Raw genomic sequence first — 20796 nt, 5'->3', positions numbered from 1 at the left:
CGGTCGCCTCCAAGGCGCCCCCTTCACCACGCGAGGACCTCCGCGATGCACGCTCCGGTCTCCGGCAGCCCCGGGACGGCGCCCGCCGTGCCCTCCCCCGCCCTGTCGCTGTCGCCCGCCCTGCTCTTCCTGCTCGTCTTCGTCGAGGGCTTCGTCTCGCTCGGCGCCGAGATCCTCGCGCTGCGCCGGCTGGTGCCGCACGTGGGCAGCGCGATCACGGTCACCGCGCCGACGATCGCCTTCTTCCTGCTCGCGCTGGCGCTCGGCTACCAGGCCGGCGGGCAGGTGGCTGGCGACTACCTCGCGCGCGTGCGGCGCAACTTCCTGCTCGCCGCGGCGCTGATCGCGCTCGGGCTGGCGGGTCCGGTGGTGGAGCTGGCCTTCGCCCGGCTGCAGCCGGCACCGGTGGCCTGGGCGGTGGTGGTGTGCGGCGTGCTGTGCCCGGTGGCCTGGCTGCTCGGCCAGACCGTGCCCATCCTCACCAACCTGCTGCGCCACGAGCGCGTCGGCGCGCGCAGCGGGGCGGCGCTGTACTGGTCAACGCTGGGCTCCTTCCTGGGCGCGCTGACGCTGTCGATGGGGGTGATGCAGTGGCTGGGCGTGGGCGCGGCGGTGCTGGTGTGCGCCGGCCTGTTGCTCACAGCGGTACCGGCGCTCGGCCGCGCGGCTGGTGCGCGCCTGCCGTCGGCCGCGGCGGCGCTCGCGATCGCGGGCATGGCGCTGGTGGCCAACCTGGTGCTGCCGCAGCAGATCGAGACCGCCTACGCCACCTACCGCGTCGAGGCGGTGGCGATCCCCGGCTACGTGGCACCCGAGGTCCTGCGCATCAACAACTCGCCGGCCTCCATCCTCGACGCCGGCGAGCCGCCGCGCTACGCGCGCTACATCCGCCGCCTGCGCGACCTGCTGCTCGACGAGCTCGGCTTCCGCGGGCGCAGCGTGCTGGTGCTGGGCGCCGGCGGCTTCACGCTCTCGCACCGCGAGCCGCTCAATCGTTACGTCTATGTCGATATCGACCCCGCGGTGAAGGAGATCGCCGAGCGCGACTTCCTGCGCGAGCCGGTGCGCGGCGAGTTCGTCGCCGCCGACGCGCGTGCCCACCTGCGCGAGACCGCCGCGCGCCACGACGCGGTGGTGGTCGACGTCTACAGCGCGCTCACCAGCATCCCCGCCCACCTGGTCACGCGCGAGTTCTGGCGCGCCACCCGTGCCGTGCTGAAGCCGGGCGGCGTCCTCGCCGCCAACCTGATCCTCGACCGCGAGCTCGCCAGCCCCTACGCGCGCAGCCTGCTGGCGAGCATCCAGGCCGAGTACGGCGCGTGCGCGGTCGAGGTGCTGTTCCGCGACCGCCCGCAGGGCAACGTGCTGGTGATCTGCTCCGCCCCGTCCACGGCGCACGCGGCGCAGGAACCCGCCCTGCCCTACACCGACGAGCGCAACCGCGCCGACCTCGACGTGCTGCGCGGCAGCTGATCAGCCGTCCGACGCCGCCAGCCCGGCCTCGAACACGTCCAGCGCGACCGGCTGCCCGAACAGGTAGCCCTGGTAGGCGCGGCAGCCGTGCGCCGCCAGGAAGGCATACTGCGCCTCGGTCTCGACCCCTTCGGCGATCACGGCGAGGCCGAGGCTGTCGCCGAGGGCGAGGATGGTGCGCACGATGCTGGCATCGTTGGGATCGGACATCAGGTCGCGCACGAAAGACTGGTCGATCTTCAACTGCGCCAGCGGCAGGCGCTTGAGATAGGCGAGCGAGGAGTAACCGGTGCCGAAGTCGTCGAGCGCGAAACGGATGCCGAGCGCACGCAGCGTCTCCATGCGCTCGATCACCGCCTCGGTGTCCTCGATCAGGCTGCTCTCGGTCAGCTCGAGCTTGAGGCGGTCCGCCGGCGCGCCGGTCTGTTCGAGCAGCGCACGCACCTCGTCGGCGAAGGACGGCTGACGGAACTGACGCGCGCTCACGTTGACCGCAAGCCGCAGGTGCGCGGTCGCGGGGTGGCGGGCCCACAGCGCGAGCTGCCGGCACCCCGTCGCCAGCACCCAGTGGCCGAGCGGCACGATCAGCCCGGTTTCCTCGGCGAGGTCGATGAATCCGCCCGGGTGGATCAGCCCCTTCTCGGGATGACGCCAGCGCACCAGCGCCTCGGCGCCCGCGGGCCGTCGCTGCGCATCCACCTGGACCTGGTAATGCAGCTCGAACTGGCCTCCGCGGATCGCCTGGCGCAGGTCGGAATGCAGGCGCGCGCGCGCGGTGACCGCGGCCTGCATGATCGGGTCGAAGAAGCTGACCGCGTTGCGCCCCGCGGCCTTGGCCTGGTAGAGCGCGGTATCGGCACGACGCAGCAGCTCGGCCGCGCCGACGCCCGGTTCGCCGAAGGCGCTGATGCCGATGCTGGCCGAGCACTGGTAGGAGATCGTCTCGCCCGCCGTGCCGCGCTGCAGCTGGAAGGGTCGGCCGAGCTCCCGGCCGATGCGGTCCGCGACCGCCTTGATGTGCAGGAGCTCGTCGGCGACGTCCTCGAGGTCCTCCAGGATCACCACGAACTCGTCGCCCCCCAGGCGCGCGGCCGTGTCGCCCTCGCGGATGCTCAGCCCGAGGCGCGCGGCGACCTTCATCAGCAGCTGGTCTCCGGCCTCGTGGCCGTGGGAATCGTTGAGCTCCTTGAAGTGGTCGAGGTCGATCAGCAGCAGCGCGCCCTGGTGCCGGCGACGCGCACTGCTGCCCAAGGCCCGCTCCAGGCGGTCGAACATCAGACGCCGGTTGGGCAGCCGGGTCAGCGGATCGAAGAAGGCGAGCTCGTGGATCTGGTGCTCCTGGCGCTTGCGCTCGGTGATGTCCTGGTTGAAACCGAAGATGCCCACCACCTCGCCGCCCACGCGGATCGGCGCGACCAGGCACTGGAAGATGCGCGTCTCGCCGTCGACCTCGTACTCGACCTCGCGATGGACGGTCTCGCCGGCGTAGGCACGGCGGTTGGTCTCCAGCCACTCGGTCCGTGCCGCGGGTTCCTTCGCGCTCTCTTCCGGACGCTGGCCGAGCAGGTCGCCCCAGTGCGCCACCGTCATCGCGTTCTGCAGGGTGCAGCGCCCGTCGAGGTCGCGCGCCCAGTATTCCACCGGGGTGTTGTCCACCACGGCGCGCAGCAGCGACTCCTGCTCCTGCAGCGCGCGCTCCATGCGCTCGCGGGCGGTCACCTCGCGCGAAAGCACGTTGAAGCGCTGCGTCCGGCCCGCCGCGCTGGCCATCGGCGCCACCGAGAGCTCGAACCAGCGCGTGCCCTGGGGCGCCTCCACCTTGAACACCTTGCCCGTGGAGCGCCCCTTCGCCGCCGCCTCGCGCAGGGCCTCGAGACAGACCTCGGCCTCTTCCGGCGGCAGCACCTCGCGCACGGTGCGCCCCAGGAACACTTCGGGCGGCGCGGCGAGCAGATCCTCGTCGGGAGTGCGGTAGCCGTGGCAGCGGCCTTCGATGTCGAACTCGAACAAGGGATCGGGCAGGGCCTGGAGGATCGCGGCATAGTCGTTCTTGAGGCCGACCAGCTCCCGCTCCTGCTGCTTGCGCGCCTCGATGTCGATGGCAAGGCCGATCACGCCGACCGGGCGGCCGCCGGCGTCGACGACCGGCTGCTTGATGTTCATGCAGCAGCGCGGCACGGGCGCGTCGGGAAAGCTCAGATATTCCTCGATGACCACCGCCCTGGCGGTCGCGATGACCTGCAGGTCGTTGCGGCGCAGGACCTCGGCCTGATCCGGCGGAAAAAGATCCTGGTCGCAGCGGCCGACGACATCGTCACGCGAGCGTTTCAGCAGCGAGCACGCGAGATCGTTGGCGTAGACATAGCGCCCGTCCGCATCCTTCATGTAGATCGGGACGCGCAGCGTGTCGATGGCCGCCCTCAGGCGAGCGTTGTCGTCGTTCATGTGCAGCCCTGTTGTCCTTGATGATCGCGGCCGGTCGAGCAGCCCGACTCGGGCACAACAGTGTCCGGATCAAGCGCACCGACTGCAACCACAAAATGCATACGGACTTCCCCCGCGGGCAGGGCAGCGGGCACGGTCGCGGCCCCTCGCCCTAGAATGACGGCGCGCCGAACCGACGCACGCCGACACCACAAGCTCGCCCGCCCTTCGTCACGATGACCACTCTCCGCCTGATCCTCGGCGACCAGCTCCACGCCGCCCACTCCTGGTTCCGCGCCCCGCGCGCCGACGCGCTGTACCTCATGATGGAGGTGCGCAGCGAGACCGACTACGTCCGCCACCATGCGCAGAAGGTGCTGGCGATCTTCGCCGCGATGCGCGCCTTCGCCGCCGCGCTGCAGGCCGCCGGTCATCGCGTGCGCTACCTGAAGATCGGCGACGCCGACAACCGCCAGTCCTTCGCCGCCAACCTGGCGCAGGTGGCGGCCGAGTGCGGCGCGACCCGCTTCGAGCGCATGGAGGCCGACGAGTGGCGGGTGGAGCGCCTGCTGGACGAGGCCGCGCAGACGCTCGGCCTGCCGCAGGCGGTGGTCGGCAGCGAGCACTTCCTCGCCGAGCGTGCCGAACTCGCGCAGCGCTTTGCCGCCAAGGTGCCGCGCATGGAGTTCTTCTACCGCGACCTGCGCCGCCGCCACCGCATCCTGGTCGACGCCGACGACGTCCCCGTGGGCGGGGTGTGGAACTTCGACGCGCAGAACCGCGAGAAATGGCCGGGCGACCCGCCCGCGCCGGCATGGCCCTGGCGCGGCCACGACCTCTGCGCGCTGTGGGACGAGATCGTCGCGGCGGGCGTGCGAACCATCGGTGCGCCCCATGCCGACCAGCTGCGCTGGCCGATCACCCGGCGCGAGGCGCGTGCCGGGCTGGCGCACTTCATCGAGCACGCCCTGCCCTGGTTCGGCCCCTACCAGGACGCGATGAGCACGCGCTCGACCACGCTGTTCCACTCCGGGCTGTCGTTCGCGCTCAACGTCAAGCTGCTGCACCCGCGCGAGGTCATCGACGCCGCGCTCGCCGCCTGGCAGGCGGGCAAGGTGGAGCTGGCGAGCTGCGAGGGGTTCGTGCGCCAGATCCTGGGCTGGAGGGAGTTCGTGCGCGGCGTGTATTGGGCGCGCATGCCGGGCTATGCGCAGGCCAATGCGCTCGACGCCCGGCGCCCGCTGCCGGAGTGGTACTGGAGCGGCGACACGAAGATGGCCTGCCTGCGCCACGCCATCGCGCAATCGCTCGACACCGCCTACGCCCACCACATCCAGCGCCTGATGATCACCGGCAACTTCGCGCTGCTGGCGGGCTGCGACCCGGACGCGGTGGACGCCTGGTACCTGGGCATCTACATCGACGCCTTCGAGTGGGTGGAGATGCCCAACACCCGCGGCATGAGCCAGTTCGCCGACGGCGGCGTGATCGCGAGCAAGCCCTACGCCGGCGCGGCGAGCTACATCGGCAAGCAGTCGGACTATTGCAAGGGCTGCGCCTACGACCCCAGGCGCCGCCACGGCGCCAGCGGCAAGCCGGCCTGCCCCTTCAACAGCCTGTACTGGGATTTCCTGCTGCGCCACGAGGCGCGCTTCGCACGCAACCCGCGCATGGCGATGCCGTACAAGGCGTGGGCGAAGATGGACGCGGGCGAGCGCGCCGCCACGCTGGCGCAGGCCGCGCACTGGCTGGCGCGGCTGGACGAACTCTGAGCGGGCCCGCCAACGGACAGAGCCCGGGCCTGCGCGGGCCCGCCAACGGACAGAGCCCGGGCCTGCGCGGGCTCTGTCCTGTTTGCCACAGCACAAGGATCAGGCGGCCAGCGCTTCCCAGTCCAGGATCACCTTGCCGCTGTTGCCCGAGAGCATGGTCTCGAAGCCGGTCTTGAACTCCTCGACCGGGTAGTGGTGGGTGATGATCGGGCTCAGGTCCAGCCCGCTCTGCAGCATGGCGACCATCTTGTACCAGGTCTCGAACATCTCGCGGCCGTAGATGCCCTTGATCTCCAGGCCCTTGAAGATGACCTGGTTCCAGTCGATCGCGGTGTTGGACGGCGGAATGCCCAGCAGCGCGATCTTGCCGCCGTGGTTCATGTGCTCGAGCATCGAGGTGAACGCCGACGGCACGCCCGACATCTCGAGGCCGACGTCGAAGCCTTCGACCATGTGCAACTCGGTCTTCACGTCGGCGAGGTTCTCGCGGCTCACATTCACCGCGCGCGTCGCGCCCATCTTGCGGGCGAGCTCCAGGCGGTGATCGTTGACGTCCGTGATGACGACATGGCGCGCGCCGACGTGACGCGCGATCGCCACCGCCATGATGCCGATCGGGCCGGCGCCGGTGATGAGCACGTCCTCGCCGACCAGGTTGAAGGACAGCGCGGTATGGGTGGCGTTGCCGAAGGGGTCGAAGATCGCCGCGAGGTCGTCGGAGATGTCGTCGGGGATCTTGAACGCATTGACCGCCGGGATCGCCAGGTACTCGGCGAACGCGCCCGCGCGGTTCACGCCGACGCCCACGGTGTTGCGGCAGAGGTGGCGACGGCCGGCGCGGCAGTTGCGGCAGAAACCGCAGGTGATGTGCCCCTCGCCCGACACGCGGTCGCCGATCTTGAAGCCGCGCACCTCCTGGCCCATCTCGGCGATCACGCCGACGTACTCGTGGCCGACGTGCATGGGGACGGGAATGGTCTTCTGCGCCCACTCGTCCCACTTCCAGATATGGATGTCCGTGCCGCAGATCGCGGTCTTCTTGATCTTGATGAGGACGTCGTTGGGTCCGACTTCCGGCTTTTCCACGCTGGTCAGCGTGAGCCCCACCGACGGGGTCAATTTGGCCAAGGCCTTCATGGGATTCCTCTCAATCGATATCAGTGGTCGTGCTCACGCAATCGCGCCGAGTGCCTTGCCCACCTTGGCAAAGGCCGCCACCGCGCGGTCGATCTGCGCCGTGGTGTGCGCGGCGCTCATCTGCGTGCGGATGCGGGCCTTGCCCTTGGGCACGACCGGGAAGGAGAAGCCGATCACGTAGATGCCTTCCTTCAGCAGCTCTTCGGCCATGCGACCGGCCAGTTGCGCATCGCCGAGCATGACCGGGACGATGGGGTGATCCTTGCCCGCCAGCGTGAAGCCGAGCCTGGTCATCTCGCGGCGGAAATGTTCGCCGTTTTCCTTGACGCGACGGCACAGTTCAAGACCTTCGTCACTCGCGAGCAGCTCCATCACCTTGATCGAGGCCGCGGCGATGGAGGGCGCGAGCGTGTTGGAGAACAGATAGGGCCGCGAGCGCTGGCGCAGCAGTTCGATGATCTCCTTGTGCCCCGAGGTATAGCCTCCCGAGGAGCCCCCCAGCGCCTTGCCGAGCGTGCCGGTGATGATGTCCACGCGGCCTTCCACGCCGCAGTATTCCGCCGTTCCACGGCCGTGCGTGCCGACGAAGCCGACGGCATGGGAGTCGTCGACCATCACCAGCGCGCCATATTTGTCGGCCAGGTCGCAGACCGACTTCAGGTCGGCGATCACGCCGTCCATGGAGAACACGCCGTCGGTGGCGATCAGCTTGAAGCGCACGCCGGCGGCGTCCGCGGCCTGCAGCTGCGCCTCGAGGTCGGCCATGTCGTTGTTGCGGTAGCGGTAGCGCCTGGCCTTGCACAGGCGCACGCCGTCGATGATGGAGGCGTGGTTGAGCTCGTCGGAGATGACCGCGTCCTCTTCGGTGAGCAGGGTCTCGAACAGGCCGCCGTTGGCGTCGAAGCAGCTGCCGTACAGGATGGTGTCCTCGGTGCCGAGAAACTTCGAGATGCTCGCCTCGAGCTGCTTGTGCACCGACTGCGTGCCGCAGATGAAGCGCACCGACGCCATGCCGAAGCCGTCCTCGGCCAGGCCGTCCTGGGCGGCCTTGACCAGGCGCGGGTCGTTGGCGAGCCCGAGGTAGTTGTTGGCGCAGAAGTTGAGGACATCCGCACCGGTGCCGAGGTGGACCTGGGCACCCTGAGGGCTGTCGATGACGCGCTCGGCCTTGTAGAAGCCGTCGGCGCGGATCTGATCGACGACACCGTGCAGGTGGGCGAGGAAGCGCTCGCGCGCCGGGGATTGGGGCTTGCCGCTCTGTTCGACGGCAGTTGCGGGATTCTTGTTCATGACGACTCCGTTGCAGTGCCCGGGGATTGGAAGCCCCCCGGGCAGGGCTTGATTCAGGGAAGGCGCGGGGCCGGAGCCCCGCCACGCGCGGAGGCCGCGACGGCCGCCGCACGGACACCTGCGCCGTGGCGCAGGCGCACGGTCATGCCGGAATCAGGTGCGATCCAGCTGGAGCGGCTCGCCGCTCTCCGCCGCGCAGGCGGCGGCGGTGAAGAGGACGTCGGTCGAGGAGTTCAGCGCGGTCTCGCACGAGTCCTGCACCACGCTGATGACGAAGCCGATCGCCACCACCTGCATCGCCACGTCGGCCTGGACGCCCAGCAGGCTGGTGGCCATCGGGATCAGCAGCAGCGAGCCCCCCGCCACGCCCGAGGCGCCGCATGCGGCGAGCGCGGACACCAGGCACAGCAGCAGCGCGGTCGGGAAGTCGGTCGCGATGCCGAGGGTGTGCGCCGCGGCGAGCGCCATCACCGAGATCGTGATCGCCGCGCCAGCCATGTTGATCGTGGCGCCGAGCGGGATCGAGATCGAATAGGTGTCCTCGTGCAGGCCCATGCGCTTGCACAGCTCGAGGTTGATGGGGATGTTGGCGGCCGAGCTGCGGGTGAAGAAGGCGGTGACGCCGCTCTCGCGCAGGCAGGTGAACACCAGCGGATAGGGGTTGGTGCGCAGCTTCCAGAACACGAACAGCGGGTTGACCACCAGGGCGACGAAGACCATGCAGCCCACGATCACCATCAGCAGCTTGCCGTAGCCGAGCAGCGCGTCGAAGCCGGACTCGCCCATGGTGGCGGCGACCAGGCCGAAGATGCCGAGCGGGGCGAAGCGGATCACCACCTGCACGATCGAGGACACCGCATCCGCGACGTCATTGACCATCTTGCGGGTGCTCTCCGCGGCATGGCGCAGCGCGACGCCGAGGCCGATCGCCCACGCCAGGATGCCGATGAAATTGGCTTCCATGAGCGCGCGCACCGGATTGGAGACGACGCTCAGCAGCAGGTTCTTGAGCACCCCGAGGATGCCGCCCGGCGGGTTGCCGGTCGCGGCCGCGGTGTCGAGCACCAGCGTGGTCGGGAAGGCGAAGCTGGCGATCACCGCCACCACCGCGGCGGCGAAGGTGCCGAGCAGGTAGAGGACGAGGATCGGGCGCATGTGCGTCGGCTGGCCGTGCCTGTGGTTGGCGATCGCCGCCGCCACCAGCACGAAGACCAGGATCGGCGCGACCGCCTTCAGCGCGGCGATGAAGAGGTCGCCGAGCAGCGCGACCGACTTGGTGGCGCCCGGCGCGATCAGCGCCAGTGCGATGCCGAGGACCAGACCGATGGCGATCTGGGAGATGAGGCTCATGCGCATCACGCGCTGCAGAGCCGTGGGGTTTGCGGTGGTCATTGAGTGTCTCCTCGTGGATGACGTTGTGGTTAGGGAAGCCGGGTGAGGCTGGACCCGGGCACGTGCGGGATGGGCTGTGCCGGGTCGGGGGTGGAACGGGTGGACATTCGGCTGGAGATCCGGTGTGGCGGCGCTCAGCACTCCGGAAAGCTGACGGCGAGGCCGCCGCGGGAGGTCTCCTTGTACTTGTCGAGCATGTCGCGGCCCGTGTCGCGCATGGTCCGGATCACCTGGTCGAGCGAGACCGTGTGCGCGCCGTCGCCGCGCAGGGCGAGCTGGGCGGCGTTGATGGCCTTGATCGAGGCCATCGCGTTGCGCTCGATGCAGGGCACCTGCACCAGGCCGCCGACCGGGTCGCAGGTCAGGCCGAGGTTGTGCTCGAGGCCGATCTCGGCGGCGTTCTCGACCTGCTCGGGCGTGCCGCCGAGCACTTCGGCCAGGCCCGCGGCGGCCATCGCGCAGGCCGAGCCGACCTCGCCCTGGCAGCCGACCTCGGCGCCGGAGATGGAGGCGTTCTTCTTGCACAGCACGCCGACCGCGGCGGCGGCGAGGAGGAAGTTCTCCACGTCGCGCTCGTCGCTGCCGGGCATGAACTTCATGTAGTAGTGCATCACCGCCGGGATGATACCGGCCGCACCATTGGTGGGCGCCGTGACGACGCGGCCGCCGCCGGCGTTCTCTTCATTGACCGCGAGCGCGTAGAGGTTGACCCAGTCGAGCGCGCTCATCGAGTCGCTGATCATGTTGCGCCCGCTCGCCTGCTCGCTGAGCTTGCGATACAGCCCCGGCGCGCGCCGGCGCACGTTGAGCCCGCCGGGCAGCACGCCCTCGTGGCCCACGCCGCGCGTCACGCAGGCGCGCATCACGTCCCAGATGCGCAGCAGCGCGGCGCGCGTCTCCGCCTCGCTGCGCCAGGCCGACTCGTTGGCCAGCATCAGCTCGCTGATGCGCAGGCCGTGGCGGCGGCACTGGGCGAGCAGCTCTGCGCCGGTGTCGAAGGGATAGGGCACGGCGACCGCGGCCTCGGCCGGCGCGCCCGACTGCGCCTGCGCCTCGTCGACCACGAAGCCGCCACCCACCGAGTAGTAGGTGTTCTCGTACAGCACGCCAGCCTCGCCGTGCGCGGCCAGGCGCATCGCGTTGGGATGGTAGGGCAGGCTCACCGGCAGCAGGCGCAGGTCGCGCGTCCACTCGAAGGGCACCGCCGTCGTGCCGCCTAGCGGCAGGCTGGCATCGATGCGCACCGCATCGACCGCGCCCACCAGGAAGTCGGGATCAACCTCGTCCGGGCGCGCGCCCATCAGGCCGGCCACCACCGCGCGGTCGGTGCCGTGGCCAACGCCGGTCGCCGACAGCGAGCCGTAGAGCTTCGCCTCGATGCGGCGCACCTGGTCGAGCAGGCCGCGGCGCTGCAGCTCGGCGACGAAATCGTGCGCGGCCCGCATCGGCCCGACCGTGTGCGAGCTGGACGGACCGACGCCGATCTTGAACAGGTCGAGTACGCTGATGGACATGGGAGACTCCGAGGGGAAACGGCTTGTTGATTTAATTCTGCTAAGCACGAAAATACTTATCAGTGCATGAGCGGCATTCTCCAGCTGGATGGGCGGGTGCTCAATCGATAGTTATTGATCTTTTCTTTAGCAAAACTAAACCATGGCTACGAGCGCACCCTCCCAGATCCATACCCGGCTACGCGTCTTCCTCGCCGTCGCGCGTCACCTGTCCTTCACCCGCGCCGGCGAGGAGCTCAACATCACCACCGGCGCGGTGAGCCAGCAGATCAAGCTGCTCGAGGACTGGCTCGCCCAGCGCCTGTTCCGCCGCCTGCCCCGCCGGCTGGAGCTCACCGACGCGGGCAAGCGCCTGCTCGCCGCGGTCGATCCGGCCTACGCCGCGGTCGAGCTCGCCATCGGCCGCCTGCGTGGCGGCGCGCTCAGCGGCGTGGTACGGGTGCGCACCCTGCCCTCCTTCCTCGCCACCTGGCTGGTCCCGCGTCTGCCGCGCCTGATGGCGCGCTTTCCGCAGATCGAGCTGCAGGTCGAGGCCGAGGACAGCACGTACTCGCTGCGCGACGGCGAGTTCGACCTCGCGATCGACCTCAACGACGGCAGCTACCCCGGCTTCCAGAGCACCGTGCTGCTGGAAGAGGAGATCTTCCCGGTGTGCTCGCCACGCCTGCTCGAAGGCCGTCCACCGCTGCTCGGCGCCGAGGACCTGCGCCACTACCCGCTGCTGCACGACATGACCGCCTGGCGCGGGAGCCCGCCCTACGCCGAGTGGGAGCGCTACCTGAAGGCCATCGGCGCACCCCAGGTGGAGGTACGGCGCGGCTACATGTTCAACCGCAACCACATCACCATGCAGTGCGCGATCGCCGGCATGGGGGTGGCGATCGCGCGCCGCACCCTGATCACCGACGAGCTCGACAGCGGCCGCCTGGTGGCGCCCTTCGCGCAGTCGGTGCGCACCGGCAAGCGCTACTGCGTGATCCATTCCGCCGGGGCGCTCGCCGATCCGCGCGTGGCCACGGTGCACGACTGGCTGGCGGCCGAGGCGCGTGCGGCGGAACTCGCCGCCGGCCCTTGCGCAGATACGGCGCCCGCGCCCGGCGACTGAACGCCAGCGGCCGCGGGCGCGGAGCCCGTCACCCGATCATGTGCCCGGGCAGCCAGGTCACCAGGCCGGGGAAGGTGTACAGCAGCACCACCGCCAGCACCATCAGCAGGAAGTAGGGCAGCGCGTAGCGCGCGATCACCGTCATGTCGCGCCCGGTGAGGCCCTGCAGCACGAAGAGGTTGAAGCCGACCGGCGGGGTGACCTGCGCCATCTCCACCACCACCACCACGAAGATGCCGAACCACAGCGGATCGATGCCCGCGGCCTGGATCGTCGGCATCAGCACCGCCATCGTCAGCACCACGATCGAAATGCCGTCGAGGAAGCAGCCGAGCAGGATGTAGAAGATCGCCAGCGCCACCAGCAGCATGCCCGGGGTGAGGCCGAGCCCGCCGATCCACTCGGCGAGATGGCGGGGCAGGCCGATGTAGCCCATCGCGAGGGTCAGGAAGGCCGAGCCGGCGAGGATCAGCGCGATCATGCAGTACAGCCGGGTGGCGCCCATCAGCGCACCGAAGAAGCTCTTGCGATTGAGCGTGCGCTGGCTGGCGGCGATGATCAGGCTGCCGATCACGCCGATCGCGGCGGCCTCGGTCGCGGTGGCGATGCCGCTGTAGATCGAGCCGAGCACGCCGCCGATCAGCAGGATCACCGGGATCAGGTTCTTCGAGGCGCGCAGCTTGCCCATGAAGTCGGTCTTGAGGTCGGCGGCGGGGATCTTGCCCGGGTTCATCAGCGACCACACCACCACCCAACCCATGAACAGGCTCGCCAGCAGGATGCCGGGCAGCACACCACCGATGAAGAGCTTGGAGATCGACACGTCCGCCGCCACGCCGTACACGATCATGATGATCGAGGGCGGGATCAGCAGGCCCAGCGTGCCGGCACCGGCCAGGGTGCCCAGCGCCATCGACTCGGGGTAGCCGCGGCGCTGCAGCTCGGGCAGCGCGATCTTGCCGATGGTGGCGCAGGTCGCCGCCGACGAGCCCGACACCGCGGCGAACAAGGTGCAGCCGATGATGTTGGTGTGGAGCAGGCGGCCCGGCAGGCGTTCCAGCCAGGGCGACAGGCCCTTGAACATGTCTTCCGACAGCTTGGTGCGGAAGAGGATCTCGCCCATCCACAGGAACAGCGGCAGCGCGGTCAGGGTCCAGCTCGAACCGTGGCTCCAGATCGCCACCGCCATGCCGTCGCCCGGCGCGCGCGGCGTGAAGCCGAGCATGCCGAGGATGCCGATCGCCATCAGCGCAAGGCCGATCCATACGCCGCCGGCGAGCAGCGCCAGCATCAGGCCGATCAGTACGGCCGCAATCATGACTTCCATGGCGCGCTCCTCTTATTCCATGCGCGCGGCTTCGCCGCTGTGGGTGGCGAGTCGCGCCGGTGCGCGCCCCAGGGTGGTCATCACCAAGTCGTCGATCAGCGCGATCAGCAGCACGACCGAGCCGAAGGCCATCGACAGTTGCGGAATCCACAGTGGCGTGGCGTCCACGCCCTGCGAGATCTCCTCGAATTCGTGCGACTGCAGCACCATGCGCACGGCGTAGAAGGCCAGCATCGCCGCCACCGCGGTGCCCGCGGCGAGCGAGAACCACTCCAGCGCCGCGCGCAGGCGCGGGCCGACGCGCTCGAGCACCAGACTCACGCGGATGTGCTCGCCGTGCTTGAAGGTGTAGGCCAGCGCGAGGAAGCCGCAGGCCGCCATCGCGTAGCCGGCGTAGTCGTCGGTGCCGGGCAGGTAGATGCCGAGCGGGCGCGTGAAGACGCCGGTCGCGACCAGCACCAGCGTGGCCACCATGCCGACCGCGGCGAGCGCCCCGGACAGGCGGTACAAGGAATCGAGGAACGCTCTCATGGGCGATCTCCTGAACAAGAAGGCCCCGCCACGGCGGGGCCGGTGCATCGGCCGATTACTTGAGCTTGCGATAGGCGTCGAGGATGGCCTGGCCATCCGGGCCGGCCTTCTCGACCCACTCGGCAGTCATCCTCTCGCCGACCTTGAGCAGCTCGGCCTGCAGCGCCGCGGGGGCCGGCTGCACCTTCATGCCGTGGCTCTTGAGTTGCTCGATGTAATAGGCCGTCTTCTCCTCCGATACCTTCCAGCCGCGTTCCTCGGCGGCGGCGGCGGCCTTCAGCAGCGCGTCGCGCGCGGGCTGATCGAGGGCGTCGAAGGCCTTCTTCGACACGAACACGATGTTCTTCGGCAGCCAGGCCTGGATGTCGTAGTAGTGGCTGAGCTGCTCCCAGCTCTTGGTGTCGTAGCCGGTGGCCGAGGAGGTCAGGTTGGCCGACACCACGCCGGTCGACAGCGCCTGGGTGAGGTCGGCGGCCTGCACGGTCACCGGCTGCCCCCCCATCAGCTCGATCATGCGCGCCACCGTCGGGCTGTAGGAGCGGATCTTCATGCCCTTGAGGTCGCCGATGGTCTTGAGCTCGGTCATGGAGTACAGACCCTGGGGCGGCCAGGCCACCGAATAGAGGATCTTGAGACCGTTCTTGGCCAGGCGCGCCTCCACCGCCGTCTTGGAGGCCTGCCACAATTTCTTCGAGTCGGCGTAGCCGGTGGCGAGGAAGGGCACGGTGTCGAGCGCGTAGAGCGCATCCTCGTTGGCGAGGCCCGAGATGATCAGCTCGCCGATCTGCGCCTGCCCGGACTGCACGGCACGCTTGATCTCGTTGGCCTTGAACAGCGAGCCGTTGGCATGGACGGTGATCTTGAGCTTGCCGCCGGTGGCCTCGTCGACCTCCTTGGCGAACTGCTGGATGTTCTCGGTGTGGAAGTTGCTGGCCGGATAGGGCGTGGGCATGTCCCACGCGGTCTGGGCGTGGGCGGCAGCGGCCAGGCCCAGACCGACGAGCGAAGTGGCGATCACCTTGACGAGGGGACGCGGGAAGCGCATGGCGATTACTCCTGATAGAGGAGGGCGAGAAGCCCGGAACGCGGATTGGCGGGCGGCGACGGGTCTTCGATAAGTCACCGTTATTGCACAATAGAGATTTTGTGGGTATCTTGTCAACAAAACGTACACGTTTTTTTTGCAAAACCTCTGCAAAACCTTGTCTTCCACACTGGAGGCAGCCATGAGAGAAGCCACCCGCATCGTGTCCTCCCAGCACCTGATCTCGCCGAAATCGCCCGAACTCTCCGAGATGGAGTTCGGTCTCATCATCGCCTGGCATGCCTTCGCACGCTGGATGATGCGCTGCATGACCACCGCCGGCGTCAAGGACATGACGCCGATCGACGTGCTGGTGCTGCACCACGTGTCGCACCGCGACTCCGAGAAGCGCCTTGCGGACATCTGCTTCGTGCTCAACGTCGAGGACACCCACGTCGTCTCCTACTCGCTGCGCAAGCTCGCCGGCCTCGGCCTGGTGCAGAGCGTCAAGAAGGGCAAGGAGGCGTTCTTCTCCGTCACCGAGCGGGGCCGCGAGATCTGCCTGGCGTACCGCGACGTACGCGAGGCCTGCCTGATGCCCGGCTTCACCGGCAGCCCCGAGGACAACGCCCAGATCGGCGAACTCGCCCGCCTGCTGCGCACCCTGTCCGGCCGCTACGACCAGGCCGCGCGCGCGGCCTCCACTTCATCGCTGTAAATCCGCTGCACATCACCAGGGAGCCCTCCCGTGAGCTTTCGCATCCTCGACGCCGGCGACGCCGCGCTCACCATCGAATTCGGCAGCATCATCGATCCCGCCCTGCTGGCCGAGGTCGATGCGCTCGACGCCGCCGTGCTGCGCCTGAAACAGGCGGGCGGACTGCCGGGCGTGATCGAGACCATGCCCACCTTCCGCTCGCTGACCGTGTTCTTCGACCCGCTCGTCACCGACCGCGATGCAGTGCTCGCCGCGCTGCAGCCGCTGATCGCCGCCGCCGAGCACGGCAGCACCACCGACGGCCGCCACTGGCGCCTGCCGGTGTGCTACGAGGGCGAGGCCGCCCCCGACCTCGCCGAGGTGGCGGGCGCGATCGGCATCGGCGAGGACGAGGTCGTCGCGCTGCACAGCGGAGCGGAATACCTGGTCTACATGATCGGCTTCCTGCCCGGCTTCCCCTTCATGGGCGACCTGCCCGCGCCGCTGCGCCTGCCACGCCGTGCCCAGCCGCGCGTGCGCGTGCCCGCCGGAAGCGTGGCGATCGCCACTGGCCTGACCGCGATCTACCCCTGGGAGAGCCCCGGCGGATGGCACCTGCTCGGGCGCTGCCCGGTGCCGTTGTTCGACGCCCGCCGCACCTCGCCCTCGCTGCTCGCGGCCGGAGACCGCGTGCGCTTCGTCCCGGTGAGCGCCCAGGAATGCCGCGCCATCGAGGCCGGCCTCGCCAGCGCCGAAATCGACCCCATGCAATGGCTGGAAAGCGCCCCGACCCCCGCGGAGAACGCAGCATGAGCACCCGGACCGAAGTGGAAATCCTCTCCCCCGGCGCCTTCGCCTCCATCCAGGACGGCGGCCGCCGCGGCCACCGCCGCATCGGCGTGCCTTGGGCGGGCGTGCTCGACCGCCGCCTGATGCGCATCGCCAATGCGCTCGCCGGTCGCGCCGAGGACGCCGCGGTGATCGAATGCTTCGACGGCGGCCTGCACGTCGCCGCGAGCGGCGGCGCGGTGAAGCTCGCGGTGGCCGGCGACGCGGTGGTCGAGGTCGAAGGCACCGAGGGCCGGCGCCAGCTCGCGCCGTGGCGCTCGGTGACGCTGGCCGACGGCGAGCAGCTGCGCATCCGCAAGATGGAGGGCGGACGCATCGCCATGGTCGCGATCGTCGGCCTCGAGCCGGCGGCGGTGATGGGCAGCGCCTCGACCTATGCGCGCGCCGGCATCGGCGGCGTGGATGGCCGTGCGCTCGGCGCCGGCACGCGCCTGGCGCTCTCCGCCGACGCCGACCCCTGGGACAGCGACCGCGTGCTCGCCCAGTCGCCCGCGGCCGACACCGGTCCGATCCGCCTGGTGCCCGGTCCGCAGGCCGACCACTTCAGCCCCACCGCGCTCGACGCCCTGGTGGGCGGCGAGTATCGCGTCACCACCGAGGCCGACCGCATGGGCATCCGCCTCGAGGGCGCGCAGCTGGAGCACGCCGGCGCCGCCGAGATCGTCTCCGACGCCACCGTGCCCGGCTCCATCCAGGTGCCCGGTGCCGGCCAGCCCATCGTGCTGCTCGCCGACGCGCAGACCGCCGGCGGCTATCCCAAGATCGCCACCGTGATCGGCGCCGACCTCGGCCGTCTCGCCGCGCTGCGCCCCGGCCAGAGCCTGCGCTTCGCCGCCGTGAGCGCCGCCGAGGGCGCGTGCATCGCGCGCGCCGCAGAGACCGAGACCCGGGCGTTGATCGCCTCGATCCGCGCCCTGCCGCCCGATGGCATCGACCTGATGGCGCTGTACACCGGGAACCTGGTCGACGGGGTCGTGCATGCCCTCGGCACCGAATACCGACCGCTGTATTGATCGCGCAAGCGCCGCCCGCCCTGGCGCGACGCAAGTCGCAATCCCGGCCCCCAGCCAGCACGCCCCGATCTCCCCACCCCAAGGAGCCCCGCCCATGAACAAGACGATCAACCTCAACGCCGACCTCGGCGAATCCTTCGGCCCCTGGACCATGGGCGAGGACGAGGCCCTTCTGCAGGTGGTGCGCTCGGCCAACATCGCCTGCGGCTTCCACGCCGGCGACCCGTTGGTGATGCGCCACACCGTGCGCACGGCGCTCGCGGCGGGGGTGAGCCTCGGCGCCCACCCGGCCTACCCCGACCTGCAGGGCTTCGGTCGCCGGCCGATGAAGATGGCGCCGGCCGAGCTCGAGGCGATGATCATCTACCAGGTCGGCGCGCTCGCCGGCATGGCCGCGGCCGAAGGCGGCCGCGTCACCCACGTCAAGCCGCACGGCGCACTCAACAACCAGGCCTGCGAGGATGCGGCGCTCGCCGACGCGGTCGCGCGCGCGGTCAAGGCCATCGACCCCGGGCTGATCCTGCTCGCCCCGGTGCTGTCGGAACTCCATGCGGCCGGCGCGCGCGCCGGGCTGAGGGTCGCCGGCGAGGTCTTCGCCGACCGCGCCTACACCGACAAAGGCACGCTGGTGCCGCGCGGCCAGCCCGGCGCGGTCATCCACGACCACGACGAACTCGTCACCCACGTGCTGCGCATGCTGGAGGCCGGCGGCGTGGTCAGCCAGAGCGGCAAGGTGCTGCCGACTTCGATGGACAGCATCTGCGTGCACGGCGACACCCTGGGCGCAGTGGAGAGCGCGCGACATCTGCGCACGGAACTCGAAGCGCGCGGCTGGACCATCGCCCCCCTGCCACAGCTCTCCTGAGGCCGACCCGCCGGCGGATCAGGCAGGAGCGACGCAAGTCGCGATTTCGGCGCTTGATCTGCGCATGCGCCGGATACGCCGGGGGGAGGACTCCGGATGATTCGATCGCGACTTGCGTCGCTCCTACGACCACACCCTACGCCCCAGGCGCCCTGTAGGAGCGACGCAAGTCGCGATCCTCGCCCCCGCGCAAACCCGGACGCTGCCGCCCCTTGGCGCCCAACGCTCACTCGACCTCCGCGATCCACTCGATCCGGCCCTGCCCCGCCTCCGCAAGGCGCGCGCGCAGGGCTGCGGCGGCATCCTCGGGCAGGCTGAAGCACAGCTCCACCGCCTGCCCGTGCGCCACCGCGAGCAGGCTCGCCCCGGCGGCGTCGAGCTCGCGCCGCAGCAGCCCCTCCATCGCATACGGCACCACGCAGCGCAGCGTCGCCAGGCGCACGATCGGCACCTTCTCGGCCTCGAGCAAGGCCTGCGCCACCGCGTCCGTGTAGGCGCGCACCAAACCCCCGGCGCCCAGCTTCACGCCGCCGAAGTAGCGCACCACGGTGGCGAGCACGCCCTCCAGGTCCTGGTGGCGCAGCACGTCGAGCATCGGCCGCCCGGCGGTGCCGCTCGGCTCGCCGTCGTCCACCGCCGCCGACTGCCCGCCCGCAAGCAGCGCCCAGCACACATGGCGCGCCCCCGGATGCTGCGCCCACAACGCGGCCACGACCTTCTGCGCGCCGGCGCGGTCGCTCATCGGCTGCACGCAGCCGATGAAGCGGCTCTTCTTGATGATCAGTTCGCTGTGGACGGGAGCGGCGAGGGTCAGCGGCATGGGGGGGATTCTAGTCCGATTCGCGCGGCGGCACGGCGGCGGCCAGCCGGCATTGCCATGGCGTGCAGCCCCCGAAAATCGCGGATACTCCGAAAATTCGGGGACGCATCCCAATGCCCCCAATTCCCTTTTGTCATATTTCCAAATAGCATTCCAGCTCCCTCACCCAGGAGCTCGCAATGCCCGCCAGCGCCGCGCAGGACGATTACGACAGTCCGTGGAAGGAGGCCGTCGAGCACGCCTTCCCGGAGTTCATCGACTTCTACTTCCCCGATGCCGGCCGCCAGATCGACTGGGCGCGCGGCCACCGCTTCCTCGACAAGGAGCTGCAGCAGATCGTACGCGACGCCGCGCTCGGCCGGCGCCATGTGGACAAGCTCGCCAGCGTCACCACGCACGCCGGCGAGGAGGACTTGCTGTGTGTGCACATCGAGGTCCAGGGAAGCATGGACCCCGACTTCGCACGCCGGATGTTCGTCTATAACTACCGCATCTACGACAGCTACGACCGTCCGGTCGCCAGCCTGGCCGTGCTCGCCGATGACGACCCGGCCTGGCGCCCCGACCGCTTCGGCTACGAGCGCCTCGGCTGCCGGCACAATCTGCAATTTCCGGTCGCCAAGCTGGTCGACCACGCAGCGGACGAAGCCGCGCTGCTGTGCAACCCGAACCCCTTCGCACTCGTCACCGCCGCGCACCTCTACACCCGTCGCACCCGCCGCAGCCCGATCGCCCGCTTCGACGCCAAGCGCCGCCTGGTGCGACTACTCTATGAACGCGACTGGACGCGACAACGCATCCTCGACTTCTTTTCGGTGCTCGACTGGATGATGCGACTACCCAGGGAGTTCGAGCAGAGACTGTGGCAAGATATTGAAAGTATTGAAGGAGAACGCAAAGTGAAGTACGTCACCAGCGTCGAACGACTCGCGATCGAGCGCGGGCTGCAGAAGGGCATGGAGCAAGGGCTCGAAATCGGTATCGAGAAGGGGATCGAGCAGGGGATCGAGAAGGGTCGTGCCCAAGGCAGTGCAAGCGTCCTCCTGCGCCTGCTGAACCGGCGCTTCGGCCCGCTCTCCCCCGACATCATCCGGCGTCTCTCCCAGTCCACGCCCGAGCAGCTCGAAATCTGGGCCGAGCGCGTGCTCGAGGCGCGGACGATCGACGAGGTGTTCGCGGGGAACTGAAGCACGGGCTCACGCTGGACGGGGGTGAGCGGCGTGCGCAAACCGCCGCAACCCCGCCGGTCTCCGATGGGTGAAGCGATCCGGCCACTTCGCCCCGCAACCGTGAAAGCGGATGAACGCCATTACATTCTCGACATGAACCCCGCCGACGCGCCCATCCCGCAGGACTCCGCCCCGCTCGAGCTGATGACCCGCGCCTTCGAAGGCGGCGTCGGCGTGATCCAAAAGACGAACGACTTCCCCGCCCTGCTCGCCCATCTGCAGCAGGGGATGCGTCCTTTCGCCGAGGCCTGCGCGGATCTGAACCCCGAGGCCTTCGAGCTCCCGTCTTGCCAGCGCATCGTCGCCCGCCTGTTCGAGCCCATCGACTGAGGCC

Annotated in this window: 18 protein-coding genes; 9 read left to right on the top strand and 9 right to left on the bottom strand. The window is 69.6% G+C overall.

Annotated features, from left to right (window positions below):
• Positions 1-87: 87 nt before the first annotated feature.
• Complete coding sequence (locus PO78_RS05280) at positions 88-1473, top strand: fused MFS/spermidine synthase (protein ID WP_231570626.1); 1386 nt, start codon at positions 88-90, stop codon at positions 1471-1473.
• Here the strand turns inward: PO78_RS05280 and PO78_RS05275 are convergent, their stop codons facing one another.
• Entirely contained in the window at positions 1474-3918 is a 2445-nt protein-coding gene (locus PO78_RS05275) for a sensor domain-containing protein (RefSeq protein ID WP_004309497.1), read from the bottom strand.
• Positions 3919-4133: 215 nt separating this feature from the next.
• Here PO78_RS05275 and PO78_RS05270 point away from each other — a divergent pair, with 215 nt between their 5' ends.
• Positions 4134-5669: a cryptochrome/photolyase family protein gene (locus PO78_RS05270; protein WP_012584492.1), complete on the top strand. Its 1536-nt coding sequence runs from the start codon at positions 4134-4136 to the stop codon at positions 5667-5669.
• Positions 5670-5768: 99 nt separating this feature from the next.
• Here PO78_RS05270 and tdh read toward each other — a convergent pair whose 3' ends face one another.
• The 4 genes from tdh to PO78_RS05250 form a co-directional block, all read right to left on the bottom strand.
• Complete coding sequence (gene tdh, locus PO78_RS05265) at positions 5769-6806, bottom strand: L-threonine 3-dehydrogenase (protein WP_004309492.1); 1038 nt, start codon at positions 6804-6806, stop codon at positions 5769-5771.
• Between the two features lie 33 nt (positions 6807-6839).
• On the bottom strand, positions 6840-8096 hold the full coding sequence (locus PO78_RS05260; protein WP_043742543.1) for a glycine C-acetyltransferase: 1257 nt from the start codon (positions 8094-8096) through the stop codon (positions 6840-6842).
• Between the two features lie 153 nt (positions 8097-8249).
• Entirely contained in the window at positions 8250-9488 is a 1239-nt protein-coding gene (gene sstT, locus PO78_RS05255; RefSeq protein WP_004309489.1) for a serine/threonine transporter SstT, read from the bottom strand.
• A gap of 134 nt (positions 9489-9622) precedes the next feature.
• Complete coding sequence (locus PO78_RS05250) at positions 9623-11002, bottom strand: L-serine ammonia-lyase (protein WP_004309487.1); 1380 nt, start codon at positions 11000-11002, stop codon at positions 9623-9625.
• A 142-nt stretch (positions 11003-11144) separates the two neighbouring features.
• Between PO78_RS05250 and PO78_RS05245 the strand changes: the two genes are divergently transcribed.
• Entirely contained in the window at positions 11145-12107 is a 963-nt protein-coding gene (locus PO78_RS05245) for a LysR substrate-binding domain-containing protein (RefSeq protein ID WP_043742539.1), read from the top strand.
• Between the two features lie 28 nt (positions 12108-12135).
• Here PO78_RS05245 and PO78_RS05240 read toward each other — a convergent pair whose 3' ends face one another.
• Genes PO78_RS05240 through PO78_RS05230 form a run of 3 tightly spaced genes read right to left on the bottom strand, consistent with a single transcriptional unit; the run spans position 12136 to position 15010 of the window.
• Positions 12136-13434 carry a TRAP transporter large permease gene (locus PO78_RS05240; RefSeq protein WP_004309484.1) on the bottom strand — a complete coding sequence of 433 codons (1299 nt, stop codon included), beginning with the start codon at positions 13432-13434 and terminating at the stop codon, positions 12136-12138.
• A 12-nt stretch (positions 13435-13446) separates the two neighbouring features.
• On the bottom strand, positions 13447-13965 hold the full coding sequence (locus tag PO78_RS05235) for a TRAP transporter small permease (RefSeq protein ID WP_004309483.1): 519 nt from the start codon (positions 13963-13965) through the stop codon (positions 13447-13449).
• Between the two features lie 55 nt (positions 13966-14020).
• Positions 14021-15010 (bottom strand): TRAP transporter substrate-binding protein, encoded by a 990-nt coding sequence (locus PO78_RS05230; protein ID WP_043742537.1) that lies wholly within the window; start codon positions 15008-15010, stop codon positions 14021-14023.
• 181 nt (positions 15011-15191) lie between these two features.
• Here PO78_RS05230 and PO78_RS05225 point away from each other — a divergent pair, with 181 nt between their 5' ends.
• From PO78_RS05225 to PO78_RS05210, 4 genes are all read left to right on the top strand, one after another.
• Positions 15192-15707 carry a winged helix DNA-binding protein gene (locus PO78_RS05225; RefSeq protein WP_043742534.1) on the top strand — a complete coding sequence of 172 codons (516 nt, stop codon included), beginning with the start codon at positions 15192-15194 and terminating at the stop codon, positions 15705-15707.
• 30 nt (positions 15708-15737) lie between these two features.
• Positions 15738-16499, top strand: coding sequence for a 5-oxoprolinase subunit PxpB (gene pxpB / locus PO78_RS05220; RefSeq protein WP_043742532.1), 762 nt, complete (start codon positions 15738-15740; stop codon positions 16497-16499).
• Entirely contained in the window at positions 16496-17548 is a 1053-nt protein-coding gene (locus tag PO78_RS05215) for a biotin-dependent carboxyltransferase family protein (RefSeq protein ID WP_012584489.1), read from the top strand. Before pxpB ends, PO78_RS05215 begins: the two co-directional genes overlap by 4 nt.
• A 94-nt stretch (positions 17549-17642) precedes the next feature.
• The gene (locus tag PO78_RS05210) at positions 17643-18413 is read left to right on the top strand and encodes a LamB/YcsF family protein (RefSeq protein WP_004309476.1); all 771 of its coding nucleotides are present in this window, start codon (positions 17643-17645) and stop codon (positions 18411-18413) included.
• 226 nt (positions 18414-18639) lie between these two features.
• Here the strand turns inward: PO78_RS05210 and PO78_RS05205 are convergent, their stop codons facing one another.
• On the bottom strand, positions 18640-19233 hold the full coding sequence (locus tag PO78_RS05205) for an IMPACT family protein (RefSeq protein WP_004309473.1): 594 nt from the start codon (positions 19231-19233) through the stop codon (positions 18640-18642).
• Positions 19234-19412: 179 nt separating this feature from the next.
• On the opposite strand from PO78_RS05205, the gene PO78_RS05200 reads away from it, so the two are divergent.
• Both PO78_RS05200 and PO78_RS05195 read left to right on the top strand, forming a co-directional pair.
• Positions 19413-20420 carry a DUF4351 domain-containing protein gene (locus PO78_RS05200; protein ID WP_043742529.1) on the top strand — a complete coding sequence of 336 codons (1008 nt, stop codon included), beginning with the start codon at positions 19413-19415 and terminating at the stop codon, positions 20418-20420.
• A gap of 102 nt (positions 20421-20522) precedes the next feature.
• Entirely contained in the window at positions 20523-20792 is a 270-nt protein-coding gene (locus tag PO78_RS05195; RefSeq protein ID WP_156147773.1) for a hypothetical protein, read from the top strand.
• Positions 20793-20796: the final 4 nt, after the last annotated feature.

Origin of the sequence: Thauera sp. SWB20, assembly GCF_000831325.1 — a bacterium.
GTDB lineage: Bacteria > Pseudomonadota > Gammaproteobacteria > Burkholderiales > Rhodocyclaceae > Thauera > Thauera aminoaromatica.
Note: the sequence above shows the minus strand (reverse complement) of the source record. Positions and strands in the feature narration are given on the sequence as shown.